The sequence below is a fragment of the Portibacter marinus genome (genome assembly GCF_021533195.1).
GTDB classification, from domain to species: Bacteria; Bacteroidota; Bacteroidia; order Chitinophagales; family Saprospiraceae; genus Portibacter; species Portibacter marinus.
This window is the reverse complement of record NZ_JAJNKB010000005.1, coordinates 132,647-157,473: the sequence shown is the minus strand read 5'-3', so window position 1 is coordinate 157,473 and position 24,827 is coordinate 132,647. Positions and strand designations below refer to the sequence as shown.

Sequence of the window (24,827 nt, the reverse complement as noted above, 5' to 3'; positions counted from 1 at the left end):
GAAAGAAATATAGATGGTTGAACTTAGAGATAAGCTTTTAGAGCTTGAAAAAAGAACTGCACTACTAGAACCCGATGCCAAAAGTAGACAAATACTACTTAAACACTTAGAGGCCTATTCTGATGATTTCATCTCTGGCCTTGAAAATGGTTTAAGCTTTAAGCCTGATCAAACCAACAATCGACAGGATCTGCAAATCGATGGAAAATCAACGCATAGCTTTGAAGATATTCTGAAAATATACAGGGAAGAAGTTGATCAACCAGGGTTGAATCCAGCTTCTGGCGGGCACCTGGGCTATATTCCGGGAGGTGGAATTTTTGCAACTGCAGTAAGTGATTTTATCGCAGCTGTCTCTAATCGATATGCTGGTCTCTATTTTGGAAGCCCCGGAGCTGTGCGGCTTGAAAATAGAGTGATCGATTGGATGAAAAAAGTCTGCTTCTATCCAGATTCCAGCTTGGGTAATCTGACTTCGGGTGGATCCATTGCCAATTTAATCGCCATTACTGCTGCCAGAGATCATCATCAAATACTAGGGGCGAAAGTTGAAAAATCGGTGATTTACCTCTCAGAACAAACACATCACTGCGTGCATAAGGCTGTTAGAATAGCAGGATTAAGTCAATGTATTTTGAGAAATGTTCCACTGGATGAACAATATAAGATCGATACCTTAATGTTAAGACAGCTGCTTGAGGATGACGTCGATAATGGTTTGAACCCATTTATGGTAGTGGCATCTGCTGGTACTACAAACATCGGCAATATTGATCCTCTAGATGATATCGCAGATATCGCTGAGGAATTTAATCTTTGGTTTCATGTAGATGCTGCCTATGGAGGCTTTTTTATTCTGCTGGATGAACTGAAACCTAAGTTCAAAGGCCTGGAAAGATCTGATTCGTTGGTCATCGACCCCCATAAAGGACTATTTCTTGCTTATGGACTGGGCGCGGTTCTTATCAAGAATCAAAAAGCTATGTTGAATTCACACCATTACAGAGCCAGTTACCTGCAAGATGCCAGCAAGAATGACCAAGAATTCTCGCCGGCTGATCTTTCGCCTGAATTAACAAAGCACTTTAGAGGCTTACGGCTTTGGATTCCACTTAAACTGTATGGAATCGATGTGTTTGTAGATGCACTCAGAGAAAAAAGAGGGCTGTGTCTATACTTTTTACAAGGTGTCAGGAAAATGGGCTTCGAAGTAGGGCCCGATCCGGATTTATCAGTCGGCATCTTCAGATATGTGCCTGAAAAGGGTGATGCCAATGAATTCAATCGTGAATTAATGAATCAAATCCACGAGGATGGAAGGGTTTTTCTATCGTCCACAATCATTAATGAAGAAATATGGATCAGAGTTGCAGTTCTTTGCTTTCGAACGCACGTATCCACCATTGAAAAAAGTTTCGAAATGCTGGAAGATTGCCTTGACAGAACTAGGAAGGTCTTAAAGTAAAAGATTCCAGAAAACGATCGACATCGTTGTTCAGAGACTTTCGGGGAATCGAGAATACCTGAAGCATGTAGAACTTATTGTTAATAACATAGGCTCTACTTTTCACGATTTGCTTTTCTGATTTACTTCTCCATAATAAGCCCGGATGTTTACCCAAAGAAATTTCCTTATTGTACTGTACGTCTCCGCCGATATCGGAAACAGCCTGGTCCATTGTATTCAGTAAAAACTCCATGGCGAGATCCGTTGAATCCGGAGGAATGGTCTCTTCGGGTAATTCATAAAAGTTGATGAGATACAAAAAATTCCCAGACGTATCCGTTTGATGATAGTAGAGCGTATTTAACTCAATTTCTCCAATTTCCGTAGTGAGAAAAGCCCTTTTCTTTTCCATCATTCCCGGTGACATGACTGAAAACTCGCCTTCTTCCGAATTGAAAATTTTCCATTCCTGGCCATTTGCAATGGTTAGCACAAAAATGAGTGTCAACGTGTAAAAAAACCTTGATATCATATTACAATGAACGATGACAAATTCAAAATCGTTTTATTTCCATTATTATATTTGCAAAAATTTCGTGAATGAAAAACTGGATTCCTATTCTAGTATCCATGATAGTTGTTCTATGTGCTTGCAAATCTGACCAGACTGCTATTGACGAAGCAGAAAACCAGATGAATGCAGAGGAACTCTACTATCAGGATTACGAAGCACCTGTTGATAAGTGGGGTTTTATTGATACCAACGGTGTGAAAGCCATTTCAGATCGATTCGATGCTGCAAGGCCATTCCATGACGGATTAGCAGTGGTCAATCATCAAGGTAAATGGGGAATGATCAATAAGAATGATGAAGAAATCATTGGATTTAAGTACCGATCCTTGTTTCCTTTCCAGGATGGTATGGCTCGGTTTCAAAACTTCGAGCAGAAATATGGATTTATTGACGAAAAAGGGGTAGAAATTATTCCTGCCAGCTTTGAGGCTGCGGACGATTTTCATGAAGGACTTGCCAAAGTAAGTATTAATGGCCTGTTTCGATATATTGATAAAAGTGGCGAGCCCGTATTCGAATCTATGTTCACGAAAGCAGGTCCTTTTAAAGATGGAATGGCTAAAGTTAAACCCTTTGAAAACTATGGCATGATCGATAAGCAAGGGAATGAAATTATTCCAACGGAGTTTGACGAAGTGTATGAACCTTCTGAGGGCATCATTAGGGTGCGAAAGGATAAGCTCTATGGATTTTATGTCAATGGTCAACTGAAGATCCCACCGCAATATGAGTTAGCCACAGATTTTCATCAAGGTTTAGCAGCAGTGATGTTGAAAAATCAATGGTCTTTCATTGACACCAACGGCAAAAATCTAAAAGTACTAGACTACGATCAGGTAGAATATGGAAATGAGGGTTTCTGGATGGTTAATAAAGATCGAAAGTTTGGTATGATTAACCAGAAAGGAAATGAAATTATTCCTTGTCAATACAAATTACTTTACAAATTTAAAGAAGGCAAATGTGCTTACAGCGTAAATGGCTATTGGGGATTTTTTAACAGTGATGGACAGGCGTTAACAGAACCGATCTTTGGATTGGTTTGGGATTACAATAACGGTTATGCTCGCGCTCTTGCGAGGGAAGGATTGCTGATTTTGGATGAAAATGCTAATGTAGAATTCATAGCTCCCTCTTCGGAAATGCGAGATTTTGAAGAAGGTCTGGCTCCCATTCAATATATAAATTAGTTTAATTATCTTTGGCGTCTCAAAAAAATAAGGACAAATGGATTTTGATATTATTATAGTAGGTAGTGGACCAGGCGGATATGTTGCGGCAATTAGAGCTTCACAATTAGGAAAGAAAGTGGCAGTGGTAGAAAGAGAAAACTTAGGTGGCATCTGCCTCAATTGGGGATGCATTCCTACCAAAGCTTTGCTCAAAAGTGCACAAGTCTTTAATTACATCAGTCATAGCGAGGATTACGGGATAAAGGTAGAAAAAGTAAGTGCTGATTTTGGTGCGATGATAGGAAGAAGCAGAAATGTTGCAGATGGCATGAGCAAGGGTGTGCAGTTCCTTATGAAGAAGAACAAGATAACGGTGATTGATGGCGAAGGAAAGTTACTAAGAGGTAAGAAAGTGGAGGTAACAGATGCAGATGGCAATAAAAAAGAGTATTCTGCTGAGAGCATCATCATTGCAACCGGTGCCAGAGCTCGCTCACTTCCAGGAATACAAATTGACGGAGAGAAAATTATAGGTTACAGGGAAGCAATGACTTTGACAAAGCAACCTAAACGAATGGTCGTCATCGGTGCGGGAGCCATAGGTACTGAGTTTGCATTTTTCTACAATTCAATCGGTACTGAAGTGACCATTGTAGAGTATATGGAGCAAGGACTCGTCCCAAGAGAGGATGCTGACGTTTCTAAAGAATTGGGCAAAGTTTTCAAAAAGCAGGGAATCAATGTGATGGGCAATACTTCTGTTGAAAAGGTAGACACAAAGGGTAAAACCATAAAGGTGACCACCAAAAACAGGAAGAAAGGAGACGAAGAAGTGATTGAGTGTGATGTAGTGTTATCTGCAGCTGGCGTCAGTGCCAACACGGAAGGTATCGGACTGGAAGCCTTAGGTGTTAAAACGGATAAGGGCCTGATTCAGGTCGATGAGTATTACCAGACCAATGTGCCTGGAATTTATGCTATAGGTGATGTGGTACCAGGACCTGCCCTAGCACATGTTGCTTCTGCTGAGGGAATCATTTGTGTTGAAAAAATCGCCGGACATTCTCCGGAGCCCATGGATTATAATAATATACCTGGCTGTACCTATTGTGTGCCTGAAGTAGCGTCAGTCGGCTATACAGAGCAAGCAGCGAAAGATGCAGGATACAAGGTGAAAGTTGGAAAATTCCCATTCTCTGCATCAGGAAAAGCCAAAGCGGGAGGTGTGCCTGAAGGTTTCGTTAAAGTGATTTTTGATGAAAAGTATGGTGAATTTCTCGGCGCTCATATGATTGGTAACAATGTCACTGAAATGATTGCTGAAGTAGTTGCTGCAAGGAAACTTGAGACCACTGGGCATGAAATCATAAAAACAGTGCATCCACACCCAACCATGAGTGAGGCAGTGATGGAAGCAGCCGCTGCTGCTTACGACGAAGTCATTCATCTTTAATTAAGCGCATTTTTCTGTCATAAAGAAGGTCTCTTATTGGTGGAATTCATACTTTAGTAGTATGAGTACAATTTCAATAAGTTCTGAAAAGCCCAAGCTTAGTTTTTGGCAAATATGGAATATGAGTTTTGGCTTTTTAGGTATCCAGTTTGGATTTGCCTTACAGAATGCCAATGTCAGTAGGATTTTCGAAACGCTGGGCGCCTCCAAGGATGAATTGCCCATTCTGTGGCTAGCAGCTCCAGTTACAGGATTGTTGGTGCAACCCATCATTGGATATTATAGCGACAGGACCTGGTCAGAAAGATGGGGTCGGCGCAGACCGTTCTTTATGGCAGGAGCCATTCTGGCTACCATTGCGCTTTTCCTCATGCCTAATTCAACAGCCCTGTGGGTCGCGGTACTCATGCTTTGGTTAATGGATGCTTCTATCAATGTAAGCATGGAGCCTTTCAGAGCTTTTGTGGGAGATATGTTGCCGAATGAGCAAAGAACCAGTGGTTTTGCCATGCAAAGTTTTTTTATCGGCATCGGAGCCGTAGTCGCTTCAGTACTGCCCTGGATCTTTACAAACTGGTTTGGCGTGAGCAACACCGCTTCCGATGGTGTAATCCCTGATTCAGTTAAATGGTCTTTTTATGTGGGTGGTATCGCTTACTTTCTGGCTGTGCTTTGGACCGTCATAAAAACCAAAGAGTATCCTCCAGAGGATTTGGAAAAATTGCGATCTGAAAATGCAGCCATGGGTATATTTGGAGGTCTCGCAGAATCATTCATGGGAATTTTCAAAATGCCCAAAACAATGGTGCAACTGGCTTTCGTCCAGTTTTTTTCCTGGTTCGCATTATTTGCCATGTGGATTTATACCACTTCTGCAGTAACAAGTCATATTTATGGTACCAGTGATTCCTCATCTACTGCATATAACGAAGGTGCCGATTGGGTAGGTGTATGTTTTGGTATGTACAATGGTTTTGCAGCCTTGGTCGCATTTCTACTTCCTGTTCTTGCCAAATATACCAGCAGAAAGGTGACCCATTTAATCGCCTTGTTCTGTGGAGGTATTGGATTAATTTCTATATTCTTTATTTCTGATCCGACTTTGCTGTTGTTATCCATGGTGGGTGTGGGAATAGCCTGGGCCAGTATTCTCTCCATGCCTTATGCTATGTTGTCAGGATCACTACCTGCGGAGAAAATGGGTTATTTTATGGGGGTGTTTAATTTTTTCATTGTGATTCCACAGATTGTAGCCGCCGGAATGCTAGGTTTTATTTTAAAGACTTTTCTTGGGAATGAATCCATTAATGCAATGATTGTGGGAGGTATAAGCTTCTTTGTGGCAGGGTTACTCTGTTTGTTGGTCAAGGACGAGGTTAAATAAAATAGGCTGCCTGTACTATTACACGCAGCCTAAATAATCATAACTTAACTTAAAAAACCTTTTTGTATAGAGGAACTTCAAATCATTACATCTCGTATTCTTTCCCCTGTATGGTAAATTTATGCAATTAAAATCAAAAATGAATAAAATTGTTCACAATTTTTTCGATTTTAATGAACTTTGAATGATAAAAAATTGGCTATCAATATTTTGAGCTTTTAATTCCCTTAGAAAATGACTGCTACTGATACACAAAAAAGCTCAAATAGAGGTTATAGCGCACCATATTGAGTTTAAATTAATCAAAATAAAGATCCTAAATATTGAGTTCTTCAATGATGAATTCTCCTACATTTTCGCCCTGGGCCACGCCATAATCTATAGCCGGACGATAGTGTATACCTCCATATAATCTACTGATAGCTGCTTCTTCAGAAGCTTCTTTAAAGGAAGCAAATGATCGAATCGGCAACCCATATTGTAATTCTGTGTCATCGTCAAATGAAAAGTTCTCTCCAAAAATTTCCGTAAGTACTACTGCTGCCGCCCTTGAAATTACAGAGTGACCACTGGTGTGCTCTGGGAAAGGAGGTGTCTGCAGTATAGGTAACCAATCTTCATCAACGTGCTCATTAATCACCGTTTCTGGACGGATCAACTTCGAACGATATTTTTCGTCCCAGCAGCTTATAAATCCATCAAACAAAGCAATCGAACACAAGGCATAAACCTCCATGGTTTTCTCCATAGATAAGTTCGCCTTTTGAGATGCAATTTTGGCAATACCTATCCAATGTCCACCAGGAGTTATTTTTTTGGTGGCAAACATTACGTGACCGGTCTGGTTCATTTTATAAGGATTACAATCCCAAAAATTTGCAATTTCTGTTTGTTCTTCATCGGCATCCTTTACAGCTGTATAAACCTCCATCATTTCCTTATAAAATCTTGAATCTTTATCTAGATTAAATTCAGTGGGAGGATCCGGCACAAATTGGGTAGCAGAATCCAGGACCATTGGTCTGATTTTATTCCAGTGCGGTTCAATGCTGGACATGTAGGCTGGAGGTGTCGGCTTCCAGGTATGGGGCTCATAATCTACAGTGTATTTAGGGTAGGATCGAGTCTCCTTATAATTATCTTCATTTGCCCATTCAAGGATAGAAGTTGCAACCGCATTACCAAAATCCTGAGATGCCATCAAGACCTTTTCAGGAAAACCTTTTTGTTTCAGATCTTCAAGAAAAGTATGATGAAACTGTGCCAATGTGTCCTCCGAGAAAATCAAGGCCTTACTGACCACGTGAAATGCCTGAATGGAAGCTAATGGAAACGATATCTCCAGACTTGTATCCGGTTGTGCAACATTTTCAAACCCATTCAATCGACCAACAAAACTCTCTAAATCTTTGCTAGAATGAAGGATTGCCTCGTATCCCGCTATACTGGGATAGACGTAGTTTCTTGATGCAACAGGAGGTGAAAAAATATCATGTACAATCACATCCGATAATTTATCCATATAATCATGGACGATTTCTGCATCATTTATCAAATGATCATAGTCCTTAACTTCTTGTTGGCATGAAGCAAAAATCAATGTGACTAAGATTATATTAAGTAAGTATCTCATACTCTGCAAATTTATTCAAAACGTTCTAATATTTGAGAAAAGTACCTCATTTCCTGATCAGTGCCAATGGAGATTCTAACTCCTTCTGGCATTCCAAAACTGTCCAGTTTCCTCAATAAAACGCCTTTACCATCCATATAATTCACAAATCTCTGAGATTCTTGCTCATCCTGATATATGGAACAAATAAAATTGGCATAGCTCTTAAGGTATTTGATCCCTTTTTTATTAAGCTGCTCCTCTAGCTTTTGCATCCACTTGTTGTTATTATCCAAAGTGATCTTCCGATGGTTATGATCGTCAAGAGCCGCAAATGCAGCAACTTGGGCAAGGGAATTCGGATTAAACACTAATTTCACTTTTTTGAGCGCCTGAATGACTGGTTTGCTTCCCATTCCATAACCAATTCTTACACCCGCTATGCCATATAGCTTTGAGAAAGTCCTTAATGTTAATATATTAGAAATATTCATAGTGGATGTATCAGGAAAAGATGGAAGTAGGTTTTTAGCATATTGAAAATAAGCTTCATCTACAACGACAAGAATATGACTTGGAATACTACTCACCAGGTCTTTTATCTCATCCTGAGTAATCATTGTACCTGTGGGATTATTGGGATTACATATGTAAATCATTTTAGTTTTTGAAGTAATCCTGTGTTTTATTGATTGCAGGTCAAATTGATATTCTATATTCTCAACTTTTGTTACATTGACATTATGCATGGCAGCAAACTTGTTAAAAGCAACGAAAGAACGATCATTGGTAATCACATGGTCGCCTTCATTGGTAAAAGCTTTAAACATCGAGTATAAAAGCCCATCCAGACCATTTGATAGGATAATTTCATCACCAGGACGCTGATGAATTTCACTTAGCTTTTGTGTCAGAGCGAAAGCTTGTGGATCCGGATATAGGTGAATGCTGCTTAGATGATCTTTAATGGCATTCATCGCCAATGGTGATGGACCATAATTATTCTCATTCGAGCTTAGGATTGCTTTATAGCGAGAATAAGCTGATGGGTCACTAGATTTTCCAGGTTTGTATGGTTGTAAATCCTGAATATTTTGAGGAATTTGAATCATAATACTTGTATATGCAATTATTGTGTATGCAATAATATTGAATTAATCTGTATGCTTAAAGTAGGATGAATAAAAAAAGTTTTACATTTACATCATTATATGGACTTAAACGTCCGAATTAAATAACAATGAGATGAAATATTTTGGATTTCTTTTGATATCAATGCTTTTTTTGGCCAGTTGTGCTGAGACTCCTCCAAGGCCTGAGCCGGTGATGACACAGGCTCAACATGATGCCATTAATGCTGAATCTGCTGCACTTCAGGCGCAGAAAGCAGCTCAGTCCGCTGCAGTTTCAACAAGCGCAAGTGCTTTACATTACTACTGTCCAGCGCATCCAACTAAAGGAGGTGATGCCCAGGGCTCATGTCCTGATTGCGGACAAGCATTGGTTCACAACGCCGCATTTCACAATGCTGGTGCTGGTGTGACCACCACCCCATCGGGTGCTGTGACTCCACCAACTCCTTCAACGGAACCAGCTGTTAATGCTGCCGGAGTTTACCACTACACTTGTTCTAATGGTTGTCCTGGCGGAGCGGGATCACAAGCAAATTGTGCTACATGCGGCAATCCGCTGGTTCACAATGCCGCTTATCATAACTAGGTATTGTCTATAGATGGGGTCACTTCAGCTTTGATGTCGAGAAGAGGACTGCGAGAACTTGGTTGGGTAAGATGAGAGAAGAGCTTGCAAATCGAATTGGAATTTGCCAGTCCTGTTGTAAAATACGAGTAATAATTGAAAAGGTTTTCAGTTTGCTTGCAAATGGAATTTGCAAGTGCCAGAGGAATTTTGCAAGTTCCAAATAAAGTTATGAGTCCCAATGCAATTTGCAAAGTTAGAAGGATGTGGCTATTCTATGACACTTTTGTGTTCCTGAGGACTATTTAAACTTACTTGCCAACTGCTCCCCTACCGCAATGTCAGACATGCCCCTTTCTCCTCGATTGGAGGATAACCATAAACCATTGTAATCTTTATAATCCTTCCATGGAGTGGAAAAGCGCGGCTCTTCATCAGTATAATTGGTGTAAAAATCCCACTGATTGATCAAATTGCTCTCTTTGTCAACATAAACGACATATTTATTGTCAGGAGTAACACCTACCTCCTCGAAAGTCAATTCCAGTTTTTCACTTGGAGCACCATCACTGCTTTGACCTTCACCTAGATACTTCAACGTAACGCCAGAATCTTTCAATTTAAAAGGAAGAAATATCCAATACGAATCATTAATCCAGAATTCCTTGCCTTTCTTCAAATGTTCTTGAGCCTCCTCTGAATCCAGAGTATCACCTTTCATGACAACGGTACCTTCCATCGAGTTTAAATTCATTTCATAGGTAAAGCTGTCTTTTTCACTCTCTATAATAAGATCACCTGTTCCCTTATTCCAGGTATGCAGTCGGTTCCCAAAAAATCTCCATTGGAAATAATCAGTGTTGTCCCAGGTTTGTCTACCACCAGAAGCTTCCATCACTCTATCCGCTATTTCGATGGCTTTTGGATCGCTTGCTTCAAGATTAAAGCCCGATGCAGCTGGATTAACTTCTTCGGTTTCGGAATTTTCACAAGCCAACATTGACATACCTAAAAAAAGGATTAAGAAATATTTCATTTTGCAGTAATTGTTAAAAGTGATTGGGCATCTCGCCAAACGACAAAGATAATAATATCGTTTACTACTAAGGATTAAGTTGGCTATCTAGCGTTTGTTAATGAATATTGATTGTGACAGTCTTTCATACCCTGTTTATATTTTTATCTTCACTTAAAATATTTATTCTATGAGAGAATATCACCAATTCTTTTTGTTTTTAGCACTGCTTTTCCTCTACACTAGTATAAGTGCACAACCAGCTCAGGATGATAGAATGTACGAAATTATTGAGTCCAGTTCTGCTGAAAGAATAGAGAATGATATCCAAAAGCTCGTCAGCTTCGGCACCAGACATACACTATCGGACACTATCTCAGATACGAGAGGTATTGGCGCAGCCAGGAGGTGGATCAAATCTGAATTCGATCAAATTTCAAAAGATTGTGGTGGATGTCTTGAGGTCAGCTACCTTAGCGGAGATGTTGAACCCGGAGAATCTCGTAGAATTCCTGAAGGCGTTCATATTGTTAATGTGATGGCGATCAAAAGAGGTACAGTTTATCCTGATAGATATATCATTATGTCTGGTGATATTGATTCCAGAGTCTCCGATGCACTTGATGCCACATCTGACTCTCCCGGAGCCAATGATAATGCTTCTGGAATCGCAGGCGTTTTGGAAGCAAGTCGAATTCTTTCAAAATATGACTTCGCGAGTTCTATCATTTTTGTCGGTTTATCTGGTGAAGAACAAGGTTTATTTGGTGGAAAAATAATGGCTGAACGCGCTCAAGAGGAGGACTGGGACATTATTGGCGTGTTGAATAATGATATGATAGGAAACATACATGGAATAGATGGCGTGATTGACAATACTACTTTCCGCGTTTTTTCGGAGGCGGCTCCTCCTAATGAGGATGAGCAAAAGAGAATCTGGAAACGCTTCTATGGAGGCGAAGTGGACGGCCCTTCTCGACAATTGGCCAGATATGTAGCCAGAATGACTTCTCAATACATGACTAATTTGGAGGCTATTATGATCTACAGATTAGACAGATTTGGCAGAGGAGGTCATCACAAACCTTTTAATGATGCGGGTTTCCCTGGCGTGCGAATTATGGAGACTCATGAAAATTACAATATGCAACATCAGGACCTGAGAACAGAAAATGGAATTGAGTATGGCGATGTCATAGAAGGAGTAGACTTTGACTATGCTTCAAAATTGACAGCAGTTAACGCCATCAGCCTGGCCGGTATTGCATGGGCTCCTGAACCACCAACTGGCTTAATGATCGGAGGAGCTGTAAGACCCTCCACGAGATTAAAATGGGAAGAATCGAATGATCCACATGTAAAAGGATATAAAATCTATTGGCGTGACACCACGTCACCTCAATGGCAGTATTCTCGATATGTTGGAAAGGTGCATGAATTTACATTAGAAGGAATCGTCATTGATAATTACCTTTTTGGCGTAGCCGCGGTTTCGGACGATGGAAATGAAAGTGTGGTTGCTTATCCTACCACCTTGATTCCCAGAAGGTAATTTTTAAATTTGATCAGCAAAGGCATCTAATCTCTTCATACTCTCTGCGCTTAATAGCCCCGATTTTCCGTAGAGGTGGCAGTATGTTCCAAATGTCCATCCCAGATATTCTGCCGACATCCTAAAAGGGTTTGAAAATTCCTGAGGTACATCATCATGTTCTGAAACGCTTATGATATGCATCTCCAACCCTCTCAATTGCCGCCCTAAATCCTTATTCCACTTCAGCAGGTCAGAGATTCTATCCAACAAAACTTTCATCATTCCACTCATCGTATACCAGTAAACCGGAGTTGCCCACACTACCTTTCTATGTTTAATCATCTTTTGTATGACCTGAACAAAATCATCGTCCGTAGTACCTGCATATGAAAATTGTGCAAGCTTCAAGTCTGCCAGATGAATGGTCTGCGCATCCAATCTCTCAGCCAGCGCTTTCACTGCGGCAGCAGTATTACCTGTTTTTCGGTGACTACCTTGAATAATAAGCATAAGTGAGTATTCATCAAAAAAAAGAACCCACTTAGATAGTTATATCTAAGTGAGCCCTACATTCATAGTGAAACGAATGTAAAAAAACATTTAAGGATGTTAATTCATGGTGTCTTGCATTTGTATGATAAAAGAACGTATTAATTTTTGATTTGTTGGAAACCGAACAAAAATTTAACATTCTGTCACGCATTTTAGCATTAATAGGTCTTGATCATGTCCTCATCCACCATAATGATATAGTCTGCAACCCCTTTTTCCGGTACTTCTCCTTCCATGATCGTAGTAATGGTAAGTATCTTTAAGTCTGGTCGATATTTTCTAAGATACCAAATAATGCCCTCCTTATGATCAGAATGATATCGACCATTTGCATGAAAAAAGATTTTACCCTCTTTTATATTTTCTGAAATACTGTGTGCCATTGTCGCATCCTTGATGGCTTGTGCTTTAGGGAAATTCTCACCGCCATGTCCTTCTACCATGTTGAGCATTTTTTGGTATCCCGGAAGGTCGATATCAAACTCAATGGGTAGAGGAGCGATATATGCTTTTTCCTCTGCAACGAGGGATTCAATGGCACCAAATCCTTGCTTGTAAACCATCGAGGCATAGCGCCTGGGGATATTGGTCGCAACCACATTAATTCCTTTCTCTCTGGCATAATTGATCAGTGGTGCATAATCTGTCTTGTAATTATTCCATAATCTCGCCTCTTTTTCGAAGGTTGCAAGATCGATTTCATCATTCAGGTATTGATCTAATTCTGATTGATTGTCACGCTCAAACATTTCCAGTCCCAAAATCAAATTATTTTTCTCATCTAAAGCTTTGATAAGTTTTAATTGTAGCCAGTGACTTATAGGGTCATCATGCATTTCACCAAAAAAGATTACATCGGCTTTCTGGGCAGACTTAATCAGTTTTTTAAAAGATGATTTTTTCAGTTTGTCATTAAGAAGTTGATGCGATTGTGCTTTCTGTGCCAAAGCTGGAAATTGTAAAGTGATCAATACGAGTACAAAAATTAAGGATACATTCTTAAATTTGAACATGTTGAAATATAGTTTATTCATTATTATATTATGCTCGCTCAGCTTTAAGGCTGAGAGTCAGCAAGATATCAAAGAATTTCGAAGTCATATCGATTCTTTGGTTCAGAATGCGATTGATTCCTCTGCCTTTCCAGGGGCTCAGGTCTTAATAAAGCATCGCGATTCTATCTTATTACACAAAGCTTATGGTCACCATACCTATCAAAAAAAGAGAAAGACGGATACACTGGACCTGTATGACCTGGCCTCTGTCACTAAAATTATGGCAGGTGGACTGGCTTTAATGAAGCTGGAACAAATGGGACTATTTGATCCGAAAGAAAAACTGGGAGAAACCCATCCTTATTTCAAAAATTCAGATAAATCAGATATCACCTGGAAGGAAATTCTGGCGCATCAATCTGGCCTTCAACCTTATATCGTCTTTTGGCAAACAGCAAAGAACAGAAAAGACCGCTTTAAATGGCGGACCTTTTCAAGAAAATACAACAAATGGAATCCAATCGTAATTGATGATGATATATTTCTTCATCGACGATACCCCAGAAAAATGAGAAAGATCATCAGGTCTTCTCCATTAAATTCAGAGAAAAAGTATCTCTATTCAGGACTTGCTTTTCTTTTAATCCCAGATTTAATTTATCAACGATCAGGATTATGCTTAGACGAATTTCTAAGAGATCAGATATACCATCCGCTTCATGCAGATAGAATAACTTTTAAACCCTCTGAATATTTCCCTTTGGAAGACATAGTACCCACCGAAAGTGATACGTTTTTTAGAAAGAAAACTGTCCATGGTTATGTTCATGATGAAAATGCATCGATGCTGGATGGCGTTTCTGCTAATGCTGGCCTATTTGCCAATGCTTCTTCTCTCATGACCATATGCGATCGACTTTTGAAGCCTGATAATGAAGTTTTTATGACAAACATTGTAGAGAAATATACCTCAGTACAATTCCCGGAGAATGACAATAGAAGGGGACTTGCGTTTGACAAACCACTTTTGGACTATGACGCATCTGCAAGTTATGTGGCTGAGTCTGCAAGTCCATCATCCTATGGACACAGCGGATTTACAGGAACATTTATTTGGATAGACCCTGAACACGAGCTGACTGTTATTTTTCTTAGCAATCGAGTACATCCATATCGCAGCAATCGCAAGTTGTATTCGATGAACTTTCGACCGAAACTACACCAGGCTGCATATGATTTTATAGAAGTACAAAATGATAAGTCATGAGATTTGCTGTCCTTATGGTGTTGTTCCTGAGCAATCATGCCATGGGACAAAATGACAGCAACTATATTGATTTTAGTGCCTTTGTGCGACTGGACAGTGTCACGATCACTGCAAAAAAAGAAGGATTTAGTGTGGAAGAGTTCATTAGAATCATTCAGAACGATAATACGCTGGAATTATCATTCAATCAATTGAGAACACTCAATTATAAATACCACAACAACATCACCTTCTATAATAACAATGGAAAGACAAAGGCTTTTTACGAAAGTGTGAATATCCAGCATTTCAATGGTATTTGTCAATGGATGGAAGTCCTCACAGAAAAAAGCTCAGGAAACTATGACCGCTATTATACCATGGATCTGTATGATCGGGTATTTTATCAACCTACTACACCTTGTTCAGAAAGACCAGAACGCTCTAAGCCCTCTCGATCAAAGCGAATTCTCGAAAACAGGATTGATGAATTAAAAAAGCTGATTTACAGACCGGGCCAACCTGCTTCAGTTCCATTGATTGGCGATAAGACTGCTATTTTTTCAGAAGCCATGATTGAAAATTATGATTTTTCGATCGAGTCCAAAGCGAACTCCTATGTTTTCAGAGCAAGTATCAAACCTTTCTATAATATCAAACATCCAAATGGTTCGGTCGTCAAATTTTTAGAAGTAGAAATGTCCAAAGAAAGCCTACAAGTCCTCCAGCGCAATTATAAACTCCAATATGATGCAGGAATTTATCATTTCGATATCTTAATTTTAGTTGATCTCGAAAGATTTGGTGAACAGTATTTAACATCGGATATTCAGTATAAGGGTTATTGGAAAGTTTGGGGCAAGCCAAAGGAAATCTGTACATTTCATTTCAAGATCTTAGAATTATTGTAATTATGATTTTGCTAGTAGATAGTGGTGCAACCAATTCAAACTGGAAATTTATGACTTCAGAACATGAATTTGTACTCCACCGCAAAGAAGGTATCAATCTTTCTACAGGTACCCTGGAGGACCACGATCTTGATTTTGATGATGTGCAGGAGGATTTAGTAGAGCAAATCTTTTTTTTTGGCGCTGGAACGGGGCAGCGAGAGCGAGAGTTATTATTGGATACCAAGCTGAAAAACAAATTCGTAAATGTAAAATCTATTTACATTGGTTCGGACCTGGAAACTGCCGGTTTGGCTCTTTCACAAGGAGAAAAATGCATTATTTCTATACTGGGTACGGGATCAAATTGTTGTGTATTTGCAGATCAATCAATTATCAAAAAAGTACAAAACCTGGGATATTTATTGGGGGATGAAGGCAGTGGTTTCAGAATGGGACGAGATATTTTAAAAATGTATTTCTACGGTTTGATGGAAGCTCAAGATGCCAGGTTGTTTGAGCATACTTACAAACTTACGAGAGATGATCTCATCAGAAAGGTATACCATAGAGGCAAAAAACCCAATACCTATGTAGCAAGCTTTTGCAGTTTCTTGGGTGTAAGTAGCCAAGACCTTAGAAATAAGATAGCGAGGCAAAACCTTGAAGATTTTTTTAAGGACCAGATTGGCTATTTTAAAGAGTCCAGTCAATGTCCACTACATTTTTCAGGCTCAATTTCCTGGCATTTTAAAGATATCATTCAAGATTTATGTACAAAATATGGTTATAAACTTGGAAACATTATCCAAAATCCCATAGATTCGCTCACTTATTCTAAATTGATTGAATTATAGAAATACTTGACATGTCAGATATTAAAAAAATTGCAGTTTTTACATCTGGTGGAGATGCTCCTGGTATGAACGCAGCGGTTAGAGCAGTCGTTCGGACCGCCTCGTATCATGGACTGGAATGCTACGGCATATACAGAGGCTATGAGGGAATGATCAATGGTCGAATCAGACCTTTGGCTACCCGAGATGTCGGGAACATTATACAACGGGGTGGTACCATTCTAAAAACGGCCAGGAGCATGCGGTTTATGACTGCGGAAGGAAGACAATTGGCTTACGAAAACCTAAAAGCAGCTGGCATAGATGCCATGGTGGCTATCGGTGGTGATGGTACTTTTACTGGTGCCCACGTCTTCAATCAGGAGTACGACATACCTATTGTGGGATTGCCGGGAACTATTGATAATGACATCTGTGGTACGGACTATACCATTGGCTTTGATACGGCCATCAATACCGCTATAGAGGCTGTAGATAAAATCAGAGATACCGCCGATTCTCACTCGAGATTGTTTTTTGTTGAGGTGATGGGAAGACATTCGGGTTACATCGCATTGCACTGTGGAATCGGAAGTGGAGCAGGTTGCATTTTCCTGCCTGAGTATGATACGCCCCTGGATGAATTGGTAGATGTCCTTAAGAAGGCCAATGAGCAGGACAAAAAGTTTAATATGGTCATTGTAGCAGAGGGCAATGCAAGTGGTAATGCTATGGAGATTGCCAACCGGTTGAACGAAAAATATGATGGATACGAATCGAAGGTGACCATCCTCGGTCACATGCAGCGAGGTGGAGCCCCATCTTGCCATGACAGGGTATTGGCCAGTCGATTAGGTTACAGTGCAGTAGTGGAGTTGTTGAAAGGAACCCGAAACATGGCGCTGGGAATAGTCAATGACGAATTATGTCTGACTCCTTTCGAAGAAGCGATTTCTCAGACGAAACAACCTAAGAGTTCACTGCTGGAAATGGCCAGGATTTTATCGATTTAAGTAAATTGATTTAACTTTTTGTTTGAAAATCATTTTCTAGAAACCAATCTTTAAATCGAGTTACGCCCTCTTCAAACTCTATTTTAGGTTCATATCCTAGCAGTTTTTGCGCTTTGCTCAAGTCTGCATAAGTTATGGTTACATCACCTGGTTGCATCGGTAATATCTTGACTTTAGCAGGTCGATTAAAAACCTTAGAAACAGTTCCAATCATTTCAGAAAGCGCAACCGTTTTATGATTTCCTAAATTTATAATTTCATATAAAGAACCTTTATAGTTTATAGCACTTACTACACCTGCTATCAAATCATCAATATAGGTATAGTCTCGGCTCGATGTTCCATCTCCATATTGTGTAATTTCCATATCATTCTTGATCATGCGAGCAAACTTTGAAATTGCTAAATCCGGACGTTGTCTAGGGCCATAAACTGTAAAAAACCGCAAACCAATAAATCTGATTTTGTAGAGATTACTGTATACGTGACCTAGCATTTCTGAACTTAGTTTACTACAAGCATAAGGACTAATGGGTAAAAGCTTAGCTTCATCCTCCTTCCAGGGTATATTTGGATTAATACCATATACAGAACTAGAAGAGGCAAAAATAAACTGACTTACGTCTAAAATTTTTGCTAACTCTAGCATATTCTGAGTTCCTATAACATTAACTCTTTGAGTAGGAATGGGATTTTTCACACTAGCATGTACCCCAGCTTTTGCAGCGATATGAATAATGACATCAATTGGCTCACAGATCATGTTTTTTAACTTTCCATAATCTAGGATATCTAATTCGAAAAATTTATAATTATCCTGAAGAAGGAGCCATTTAATATTCTTTTCTTTAATAGAACGATGGTAGAAAGTATCAAAATTATCAATCGCAAGTACCTGATGGCCTAAATTAATTAGCTTTTCAGACAAATTACTACCAATGAAACCAGCACCACCTGTTATCAAAATATGTTTACTCACAACATTCTCACTTTAAAAGGATATTATTCTTTTTCTCAAATATTTATTCATTCAAATTATGCATTTGTTGTAACCCTACAATTTCTGGCTCAACCTTAAAGCTGCATGATCATCCAGAGTTGGTGATTGACCTGAAAGACACCTTGCAACTCAGAGTTCATCTTGTTGGCCAAACCCTTATTCATTACTTCACGAAAGAAAGTTTCATCGAAGAATCCCGGTAAGCTAAAAATGTTTTCAAAATCTTTACAAATACAATCTCTTATACGGATATTAACCAACTTAAAGAATCACGATTCTTTCCTACGTAATAAACTTAAATGAAAAAGATACAGAAAGTGATCAAATAATCACAAATAAATGCACTTGAAAAAAATACCATTAAAAACTTCAACTGATTAATCCAGCTTCAAGACATCTAAAAATGCCTTCTGAGGTACACTGACCGAACCAATCTGTCGCATCTTCTTCTTCCCCTTTTTCTGCTTTTCCAATAATTTACGTTTCCTCGTAATATCACCACCATAGCATTTTGCCGTTACATCCTTTCTCAATGCAGAAATGGTTTCCCTGGCAATAATCTTTGCACCAACTGCCGCCTGAATAGCAATCATAAACTGTTGGCGAGGCAAAAGATCCTTTAATTTCAAACAAATTTTTCTACCGAATGAAGCTGCTTTATCACGGTGGACCAAAGAAGAGAGCGCATCGACAGAATCTCCATTTAGTTTCAAATCTAATTTTACAAGATCTGACGCTCGATAGTCTATCGGCGCATAATCAAAAGACGCATATCCCCGAGTAATGGACTTTAATTTATCATAAAAATCAAAAACGATCTCTGCCAGCGGCATCTCAAAACTAAGCTCTACCCTTTCGGTTGTCAAGTAGGTTTGCTTCGTTAATTCCCCTCTTTTCTCCATGCAAAGCGTCATAATGGGACCAATGTATTCCGGCTTAGTGATAATCTGAGCACTAATGTAGGGCTCCTCTACCCGATCTAGTAATGTCTGATCTGGTAAATCAGTAGGCGTATTAATCAATAATTTTTCTCCCTTTGTCGTATAAGCATAGTAAGAAACATTCGGAATGGTTGTAATCACTTCTTGCTCGAATTCCCGGGACAATCGCTCCTGAATTATTTCCAGGTGAAGCATACCCAAAAATCCACATCTGAAGCCGAATCCCAAGGCTACTGAGGTCTCAGGTTCAAAAACCAAACTGGCGTCATTCAATTGTAGCTTTTCCAATGAGTCTCTCAGATCTTCAAAATCTTCATTTTCGATAGGAAAAATTCCAGCGAAAACCATGGGCTTTACATCCTCGAAACCTTCGATTGCTTTTGCACATGGCCTTTCTACTTTGGTTATGGTATCCCCGACTTTGATTTCCTTGGATTCCTTTATTCCGGTGATGATGTACCCTACATTGCCTGCTTTAAGCTCTTTACGAGGTGACATTTCCATTTTCAAAATACCAATCTCATCCGCTTCATATTCCTTGCCAGTATTGACGAATCTCACCATATCACCTTGCTTGAAGGATCCATTGACGATCTTAAAGTAAGCAATCACTCCTCTGTATTGATTGAATATGGAGTCAAATATTAGGGCTTGTAATGGTGCCTCTTCATCTCCTTTAGGGGCTGGTATCTTATTAACGACAGCATTCATGATATCCTGAATGCCAATACCGGTTTTTCCACTAGCCAGAATGATGTCTTCCAGATCACATCCAATTAAATCAATGATTTGGTCTGATACTTCTTCGATCATGGCACTTTCCATATCCACCTTATTTAACACCGGAATGATTTCCAGATCATGCTCTATGGCAAGATAAAGGTTAGAAATGGTTTGAGCCTGTATCCCTTGTGAGGCGTCAACCAGTAGCAGAGCTCCTTCACAAGCTGCGATTGATCTTGATACTTCATAGGAAAAATCGACATGACCAGGGGTGTCAATCATGTTAAAAGTATAGAGTGTCCCATCCAGGTGCTTGTAGTCCATCTGAATGGCATGACTCTTAATGGTGATCCCTCTTTCTCTCTCCAAATCCATGTCATCCAATGCCTGACTCTTCATATCTCTCGCAGAAATCGTCTGGGTAAATTCCAGTAAACGATCTGACAGCGTAGACTTTCCATGGTCTATATGGGCAATAACACAGAAATTTCTAATATTCTTCATGGGCGCAAAGATAGTAGTTTAGTTTATTAATTACTGAACAATTGCGTCTTTCATTCTTTAGGTATATTTACACTGAAAATAGAGACTATGGCAAAAATACCTATCAATTTATCGACAGGAACAATAGAGCAGAACAGTGAAATAATTGTGGGAATAGATCTGGGAACCACTAATAGCCTGGTCGCTTACATTAAGGACGGAAAAGCAGTGGCAGTAAAAGATGAAAATGGTAAAAGAACATTGGTACCTTCTGTCATTCATTTCGGACCGGATGAAGTTATCGTCGGTGATCCGGCCAGAAAGAAATTGATTACCCATCCAGAGAAAACCATTTATTCTGTGAAAAGACTAATGGGAAAGTCTTACAAAGATGTGAATTCGTTCGAAAATTACCTTTCTTATAAAATCATAGATGAAGACCAGGACGCCTTGGTAAAAATTCAAGTAGATGAAAAGTTCTATTCTCCCATCGAATTATCCGCAGAAATACTCAAAGCCCTCAAGAAAAGGATAGAAACCAGATTAAATAAGTCTATTCAGAAGGCAGTGATTACCGTTCCTGCTTATTTTAATGATACCCAAAGACAAGCCACTAGAGATGCGGGAAAACTGGCTGGTCTGGACGTATTAAGGATCATTAACGAACCTACTGCGGCATCATTAGCATATGGGATTGGCTTAGATCAGAATGAAGACCGAAAAATTGTGGTGTATGATTTAGGTGGAGGAACTTTTGATGTATCAATTTTGCAGATTCAGCAGGGCATTTTTGAAGTTTTGTCCACCAATGGTGACACTTTTTTAGGAGGTGATGATTTCGATAAAAAAATCATCGATTACTGGATAGAAGATCGCCAGGTCGATCGTGTAAAATTTAAAGAAAACAAAAGTTATAGGCAACGTGTGAGATTGTCTGCTGAGGAAGCAAAAAAGATTTTGAGCTCTGCTGAACTATACAAAGCTGATGATTTGAGCATATCTTTATCGAAGTTCAATGAACTCATTAAGCCTCTGATCGACAGGACCATAGAAGCATGTGAAATAGCACTCAAGGATTCTAATTTGAAAAAAGAGGAAATCTCTAATGTCATCATGGTCGGAGGGTCAACACGGGTTCCTTTAATCAAGTCCTCCGTATCATCGTTTTTTGATCAGCAAGTCAATGATAAAATAGATCCAGATGAGGTAGTCGCACTGGGGGCAGCAATCCAGGGTGATATTCTTGCAGGAAATCAAAAGGGAATGCTTTTATTGGATGTCACACCGCTTTCTCTGGGTATAGAAACAGTAGGAGGACTCATGGATGTCATCATACCAAGAAACAATAAAGTGCCAGCAAGAGTAGGCAGAAATTACACAACTTCCGTTGATGGTCAGAAAAATTTAAAAGTCAGTGTTTATCAAGGCGAGAGAGACATGGTGTCCGACAATAGAAAATTGGGTGAATTTATTCTAAGTGGGATTCCACCTATGCCAGCTGGTATTCCTAAAATTGAGATTCAATTCATCTTGGACGCAGATGGTATTCTGGTTGTTAAAGCCTCAGAGCTAAGATCTGGAATTTCACAGAATATTGAAATAAGATCGCAATATGGCTTGAGTGAGGAAGAAATGGGTAAAATGCTTTTGGATTCCTTTAAGCATGCAGAGGAGGATCTGGCTAAACGGGCCCTACTTGAAGCTCGCAATGAAGCCAATAATGTCATTCTCTCTTCTAAAAAGTTTATCGATCATAATAAGACCTTATTGACAAAGGAAGAAACAGCAACGCTCATCGAAATGACGAAGGATTTGGAAATGGCCGCCAAAAGTGAAGATAAAGATGCTATAAATCATAAAATGGAAACACTTAACAATTACTCCAGACCTTTGGCAGAAAGAGCGCTAGACCACGCCATTAGTGATGCCTTAAAGGGAAAAGAGTTGTAGAAGAAAATACGTTTTAGTAGTAAAATGTGGTTTTCCATTTATAACCATTGATCTTTATTCAAGATAAGTATTGAAACTGACTTCTTCGTCTAAAGTCCTGTGGACAGGACATTTGTTGGCAATTTCAAGCAGGCGTTCCCTTTGTTCCTGACTCAGATTTCCCTCCAGATTGATGCATACATCAAAGTGGCTAATTTTAGATTTAGGATCTTCACAAGAGGCACAATCCTCAATGTATCTGCGATCGAATGACAAATGTACCTTCACGGTATCTAGTGGCCATTTCTTGCGACGCGCATACATTTGTAGTGTCATAGCCGTGCAGGCTCCCAGAGAAGCATTCAAAAGCTCGTATGGAGAAGGTCCAAAATCATTACCTCCTATATCCTCAGGTTCATCTGCGACCAGTCCATGATTACCAGCCATTATTTCTGTGGTAAATCCGTCATTTTCTAACTTTACCATGACTTGTTTCGTAGTCCTCAACTTCTCTTTTTCAGGAAGTTCGACATATCTTTTAACCCATGAGGCAATGACACCACCAGTGTAAAATGCATCATCTTTATTGTTCAGCATGTGATTGGCTCCATTGAGTGTGACAAAACTCTTCGGATGTTTGGCAGCATGATATATTTTGGCAGCGTTTTCAATTTCTACGACCATATCCTGTGGGGAATGTAGGATCAATAATGCTTTCCGGAAGTCCTTGATGATCTCCATGGTGTCTTTCCTGGAAAGATCATCGATAAATTGCTTTCTGATGGTAAACTCCCGATTGTCCACAGTAATGATTGCTGCACCTTTGTCATGGATTTCCTGGATGCTGTCCCCTATCAGATGTTTGACATGTTCCGGTTGAAATGGTGCACCTATAGTGGCTACTGCCTTTACACCATTCATTTCAGAACCTGCGTACAATGCAGCTGCACCACCTAAAGAATGACCTATAATGATAGATGGCTCGTCGTAATGCTTTGATAAAAAATGAGCCGCTGCTTTGATATCATCAACATTAGAGGAAAAATTAGTGTTGCTAAAATCGCCTTCACTTTCTCCTAATCCTGTAAAATCAAACCTCAACACAGCGATGCCTTGTAAATTCAAAGCCCGACTAATGTGCCTGGCTGCTTTAAGATTTTTGTTTCCTGTGAAAACATGTGCAAATATGGCAAAAGGGTAAGGACCTTTCTTTAATGGTAACTCTAGTTTACCTACTAGCTGATGTCCGTGAGAATTATGAAAAGTAACTTTATGAGAAGGCATTGAATGGAAATTTATCTCCACTCAATATACAATTATAAAAGACCTATAGATCTTAAAACCGATTTGAAAATTCGTGAAAAAGGTCCGCCAGCGTGCCTTTTCCTGATTTTAATGGGAGGACGCTTGTGAATTGCCGTTATTTTAATTTCAGACTGAGACATATTATCTTAATATTAAATCTATAACTACTTATAATTGCCTTTTGTTCTATGACACGATATCATTAGGAGTTCCTTAACTATAAAGTCGAAGTGGAAGTTATTTGTCAAATTCTATGCTTTCAAATCAAATTTTATCGCTAAAATCCAGAAGGAACAATAGCTTTTAAATGACGTCAATTTTATGTCAGTTATCTGCGAAATTAAGGTGGGGTTCTGGACTTAATCGTGTAATCCTTGTATATTGTATTGAAATTCAAACCTAATGATCTCTTATATTCATTTATGAAACCTAATGGCAGCATATTATCCTTTACATCCTTCTGCATGTCAATGATACTTTTGCTCATTGGAGGTTGTCAATTGGAACAGCAAGAAGTGAGTGAAAATGCTAACATTAGGGTCATTGAATTAGAACCTGAACCCCGGGAGGTGGCCGAGTATGAATTAACTGCCAACAGAGAAGAATTATTAGAATACGACTGTGACTTAAATTGGATTTTATTTGATTACAATTCAGCGGATCTAAGTAATACTGCTAAGTTAGAGCTAGAAAAAGTAGCCATGATTATCAACCAAAACAATAATTTCAAGGCAAGGATACGTGCTTATACCGATAGCAAAGGAAGACCCGAGTACAATCAAAAACTTAGTGCACGAAGAGCGGATAATGCAAAAAAGTACCTAATGGCAGAGGGAATTCAAGCTCGCAATATTAGTATCGATGCCTATTCTGAAGCGAAACCCATTGCGCTTAATACAGAAGATGATTCGGGTAGAAAATACAATAGAAGAATAGAATTGTTTGTTTTAGATAAACTAAACAATACTGTTTGTCGCTCCCACCCACCACAAATTCCGGAGTCATTAAAAGTTGACGTTCAATAA

Annotated in this window: 21 protein-coding genes; 12 read left to right on the top strand and 9 right to left on the bottom strand. The window is 39.3% G+C overall.

Translation table 11 applies throughout. The features are described from left to right. Positions 1-13 precede the first annotated feature (13 nt). A complete protein-coding gene (locus L2567_RS13370) occupies positions 14-1,465 on the top strand; it encodes a pyridoxal phosphate-dependent decarboxylase family protein (protein ID WP_235298294.1) in 1,452 nt (483 codons plus the stop codon). On the opposite strand, the gene L2567_RS13365 is transcribed toward L2567_RS13370, so the two are convergent. Further along, positions 1,446-1,940 (bottom strand): hypothetical protein, encoded by a 495-nt coding sequence (locus L2567_RS13365; protein WP_235298293.1) that lies wholly within the window; start codon positions 1,938-1,940, stop codon positions 1,446-1,448. The genes L2567_RS13370 and L2567_RS13365 overlap by 20 nt on opposite strands. A gap of 107 nt (positions 1,941-2,047) precedes the next feature. On the opposite strand from L2567_RS13365, the gene L2567_RS13360 reads away from it, so the two are divergent. The 3 genes from L2567_RS13360 (at position 2,048) to L2567_RS13350 (ending at position 6,030) form a co-directional block, all read left to right on the top strand. Beyond that, on the top strand, positions 2,048-3,211 hold the full coding sequence (locus tag L2567_RS13360; RefSeq protein WP_235298292.1) for a WG repeat-containing protein: 1,164 nt from the start codon (positions 2,048-2,050) through the stop codon (positions 3,209-3,211). A 37-nt stretch (positions 3,212-3,248) separates the two neighbouring features. After that, positions 3,249-4,646: a dihydrolipoyl dehydrogenase gene (gene lpdA / locus L2567_RS13355; RefSeq protein WP_235298291.1), complete on the top strand. Its 1,398-nt coding sequence runs from the start codon at positions 3,249-3,251 to the stop codon at positions 4,644-4,646. 61 nt (positions 4,647-4,707) lie between these two features. Next, positions 4,708-6,030 carry an MFS transporter gene (locus L2567_RS13350; protein ID WP_235298290.1) on the top strand — a complete coding sequence of 441 codons (1,323 nt, stop codon included), beginning with the start codon at positions 4,708-4,710 and terminating at the stop codon, positions 6,028-6,030. A gap of 316 nt (positions 6,031-6,346) precedes the next feature. Here the strand turns inward: L2567_RS13350 and L2567_RS13345 are convergent, their stop codons facing one another. Both L2567_RS13345 and hisC read right to left on the bottom strand, forming a co-directional pair. Next, positions 6,347-7,663 (bottom strand): vanadium-dependent haloperoxidase, encoded by a 1,317-nt coding sequence (locus L2567_RS13345; protein ID WP_235298289.1) that lies wholly within the window; start codon positions 7,661-7,663, stop codon positions 6,347-6,349. 11 nt (positions 7,664-7,674) lie between these two features. Next, positions 7,675-8,754, bottom strand: a complete 1,080-nt coding sequence (hisC, locus tag L2567_RS13340; RefSeq protein WP_235298288.1) for a histidinol-phosphate transaminase — start codon at positions 8,752-8,754, stop codon at positions 7,675-7,677. A 133-nt stretch (positions 8,755-8,887) separates the two neighbouring features. On the opposite strand from hisC, the gene L2567_RS13335 reads away from it, so the two are divergent. Beyond that, positions 8,888-9,361, top strand: coding sequence for a heavy metal-binding domain-containing protein (locus L2567_RS13335; protein ID WP_235298287.1), 474 nt, complete (start codon positions 8,888-8,890; stop codon positions 9,359-9,361). A 280-nt stretch (positions 9,362-9,641) separates the two neighbouring features. On the opposite strand, the gene L2567_RS13330 is transcribed toward L2567_RS13335, so the two are convergent. Further along, positions 9,642-10,376, bottom strand: a complete 735-nt coding sequence (locus tag L2567_RS13330) for a hypothetical protein (RefSeq protein ID WP_235298286.1) — start codon at positions 10,374-10,376, stop codon at positions 9,642-9,644. Between the two features lie 169 nt (positions 10,377-10,545). Between L2567_RS13330 and L2567_RS13325 the strand changes: the two genes are divergently transcribed. Continuing rightward, on the top strand, positions 10,546-11,907 hold the full coding sequence (locus tag L2567_RS13325) for a M28 family metallopeptidase (RefSeq protein ID WP_235298285.1): 1,362 nt from the start codon (positions 10,546-10,548) through the stop codon (positions 11,905-11,907). Positions 11,908-11,910: 3 nt separating this feature from the next. Here L2567_RS13325 and L2567_RS13320 read toward each other — a convergent pair whose 3' ends face one another. Both L2567_RS13320 and L2567_RS13315 read right to left on the bottom strand, forming a co-directional pair. Continuing rightward, positions 11,911-12,399: a flavodoxin family protein gene (locus L2567_RS13320; protein ID WP_235298284.1), complete on the bottom strand. Its 489-nt coding sequence runs from the start codon at positions 12,397-12,399 to the stop codon at positions 11,911-11,913. Positions 12,400-12,599: 200 nt separating this feature from the next. Beyond that, complete coding sequence (locus L2567_RS13315; RefSeq protein WP_235298283.1) at positions 12,600-13,454, bottom strand: ChaN family lipoprotein; 855 nt, start codon at positions 13,452-13,454, stop codon at positions 12,600-12,602. Between L2567_RS13315 and L2567_RS13310 the strand changes: the two genes are divergently transcribed. Genes L2567_RS13310 through pfkA form a run of 4 tightly spaced genes read left to right on the top strand, consistent with a single transcriptional unit; the run spans position 13,453 to position 17,421 of the window. Further along, positions 13,453-14,703: a serine hydrolase domain-containing protein gene (locus tag L2567_RS13310; RefSeq protein ID WP_235298282.1), complete on the top strand. Its 1,251-nt coding sequence runs from the start codon at positions 13,453-13,455 to the stop codon at positions 14,701-14,703. The genes L2567_RS13315 and L2567_RS13310 overlap by 2 nt on opposite strands. After that, complete coding sequence (locus L2567_RS13305; RefSeq protein WP_235298281.1) at positions 14,700-15,593, top strand: hypothetical protein; 894 nt, start codon at positions 14,700-14,702, stop codon at positions 15,591-15,593. The genes L2567_RS13310 and L2567_RS13305 overlap by 4 nt, the downstream gene beginning before the upstream one ends. Before the next feature lie 2 nt (positions 15,594-15,595). Beyond that, positions 15,596-16,429, top strand: a complete 834-nt coding sequence (locus L2567_RS13300; RefSeq protein WP_235298280.1) for a hypothetical protein — start codon at positions 15,596-15,598, stop codon at positions 16,427-16,429. Positions 16,430-16,440: 11 nt separating this feature from the next. Continuing rightward, the gene (gene pfkA, locus L2567_RS13295; RefSeq protein WP_235298279.1) at positions 16,441-17,421 is read left to right on the top strand and encodes a 6-phosphofructokinase; all 981 of its coding nucleotides are present in this window, start codon (positions 16,441-16,443) and stop codon (positions 17,419-17,421) included. A 10-nt stretch (positions 17,422-17,431) separates the two neighbouring features. Here the strand turns inward: pfkA and L2567_RS13290 are convergent, their stop codons facing one another. Both L2567_RS13290 and lepA read right to left on the bottom strand, forming a co-directional pair. After that, complete coding sequence (locus L2567_RS13290; RefSeq protein ID WP_235298278.1) at positions 17,432-18,400, bottom strand: GDP-mannose 4,6-dehydratase; 969 nt, start codon at positions 18,398-18,400, stop codon at positions 17,432-17,434. A 398-nt stretch (positions 18,401-18,798) separates the two neighbouring features. After that, a complete protein-coding gene (gene lepA, locus L2567_RS13285; RefSeq protein WP_235298277.1) occupies positions 18,799-20,589 on the bottom strand; it encodes a translation elongation factor 4 in 1,791 nt (596 codons plus the stop codon). Between the two features lie 87 nt (positions 20,590-20,676). On the opposite strand from lepA, the gene dnaK reads away from it, so the two are divergent. Next, positions 20,677-22,518: a molecular chaperone DnaK gene (dnaK, locus tag L2567_RS13280; RefSeq protein WP_235298276.1), complete on the top strand. Its 1,842-nt coding sequence runs from the start codon at positions 20,677-20,679 to the stop codon at positions 22,516-22,518. A gap of 54 nt (positions 22,519-22,572) precedes the next feature. Here dnaK and L2567_RS13275 read toward each other — a convergent pair whose 3' ends face one another. Further along, positions 22,573-23,781: a bifunctional alpha/beta hydrolase/OsmC family protein gene (locus L2567_RS13275; RefSeq protein WP_235298275.1), complete on the bottom strand. Its 1,209-nt coding sequence runs from the start codon at positions 23,779-23,781 to the stop codon at positions 22,573-22,575. A 485-nt stretch (positions 23,782-24,266) separates the two neighbouring features. On the opposite strand from L2567_RS13275, the gene L2567_RS13270 reads away from it, so the two are divergent. Then, the gene (locus L2567_RS13270) at positions 24,267-24,827 is read left to right on the top strand and encodes an OmpA family protein (protein WP_235298274.1); all 561 of its coding nucleotides are present in this window, start codon (positions 24,267-24,269) and stop codon (positions 24,825-24,827) included.

Bases quoted from the DNA above. Each gene is read 5' to 3' on its own strand.
- L2567_RS13330 (WP_235298286.1), bottom strand. From the start codon at position 10,376: ATGAAATATTTCTTAATCCTTTTTTTAGGTATGTCAATGTTGGCTTGT.
- lepA (WP_235298277.1), bottom strand. From the start codon at position 20,589: ATGAAGAATATTAGAAATTTCTGTGTTATTGCCCATATAGACCATGGA.
- L2567_RS13315 (WP_235298283.1), bottom strand. From the start codon at position 13,454: ATGTTCAAATTTAAGAATGTATCCTTAATTTTTGTACTCGTATTGATC.
- L2567_RS13370 (WP_235298294.1), top strand. From the start codon at position 14: ATGGTTGAACTTAGAGATAAGCTTTTAGAGCTTGAAAAAAGAACTGCA.
- L2567_RS13305 (WP_235298281.1), top strand. From the start codon at position 14,700: ATGAGATTTGCTGTCCTTATGGTGTTGTTCCTGAGCAATCATGCCATG.
- L2567_RS13275 (WP_235298275.1), bottom strand. From the start codon at position 23,781: ATGCCTTCTCATAAAGTTACTTTTCATAATTCTCACGGACATCAGCTA.
- L2567_RS13335 (WP_235298287.1), top strand. From the start codon at position 8,888: ATGAAATATTTTGGATTTCTTTTGATATCAATGCTTTTTTTGGCCAGT.
- hisC (WP_235298288.1), bottom strand. From the start codon at position 8,754: ATGATTCAAATTCCTCAAAATATTCAGGATTTACAACCATACAAACCT.
- lpdA (WP_235298291.1), top strand. From the start codon at position 3,249: ATGGATTTTGATATTATTATAGTAGGTAGTGGACCAGGCGGATATGTT.
- L2567_RS13320 (WP_235298284.1), bottom strand. From the start codon at position 12,399: ATGCTTATTATTCAAGGTAGTCACCGAAAAACAGGTAATACTGCTGCC.
- L2567_RS13270 (WP_235298274.1), top strand. From the start codon at position 24,267: ATGTCAATGATACTTTTGCTCATTGGAGGTTGTCAATTGGAACAGCAA.
- L2567_RS13310 (WP_235298282.1), top strand. From the start codon at position 13,453: ATGTTGAAATATAGTTTATTCATTATTATATTATGCTCGCTCAGCTTT.
- L2567_RS13300 (WP_235298280.1), top strand. From the start codon at position 15,596: ATGATTTTGCTAGTAGATAGTGGTGCAACCAATTCAAACTGGAAATTT.
- L2567_RS13345 (WP_235298289.1), bottom strand. From the start codon at position 7,663: ATGAGATACTTACTTAATATAATCTTAGTCACATTGATTTTTGCTTCA.
- L2567_RS13325 (WP_235298285.1), top strand. From the start codon at position 10,546: ATGAGAGAATATCACCAATTCTTTTTGTTTTTAGCACTGCTTTTCCTC.
- dnaK (WP_235298276.1), top strand. From the start codon at position 20,677: ATGGCAAAAATACCTATCAATTTATCGACAGGAACAATAGAGCAGAAC.
- L2567_RS13350 (WP_235298290.1), top strand. From the start codon at position 4,708: ATGAGTACAATTTCAATAAGTTCTGAAAAGCCCAAGCTTAGTTTTTGG.
- L2567_RS13360 (WP_235298292.1), top strand. From the start codon at position 2,048: ATGAAAAACTGGATTCCTATTCTAGTATCCATGATAGTTGTTCTATGT.
- pfkA (WP_235298279.1), top strand. From the start codon at position 16,441: ATGTCAGATATTAAAAAAATTGCAGTTTTTACATCTGGTGGAGATGCT.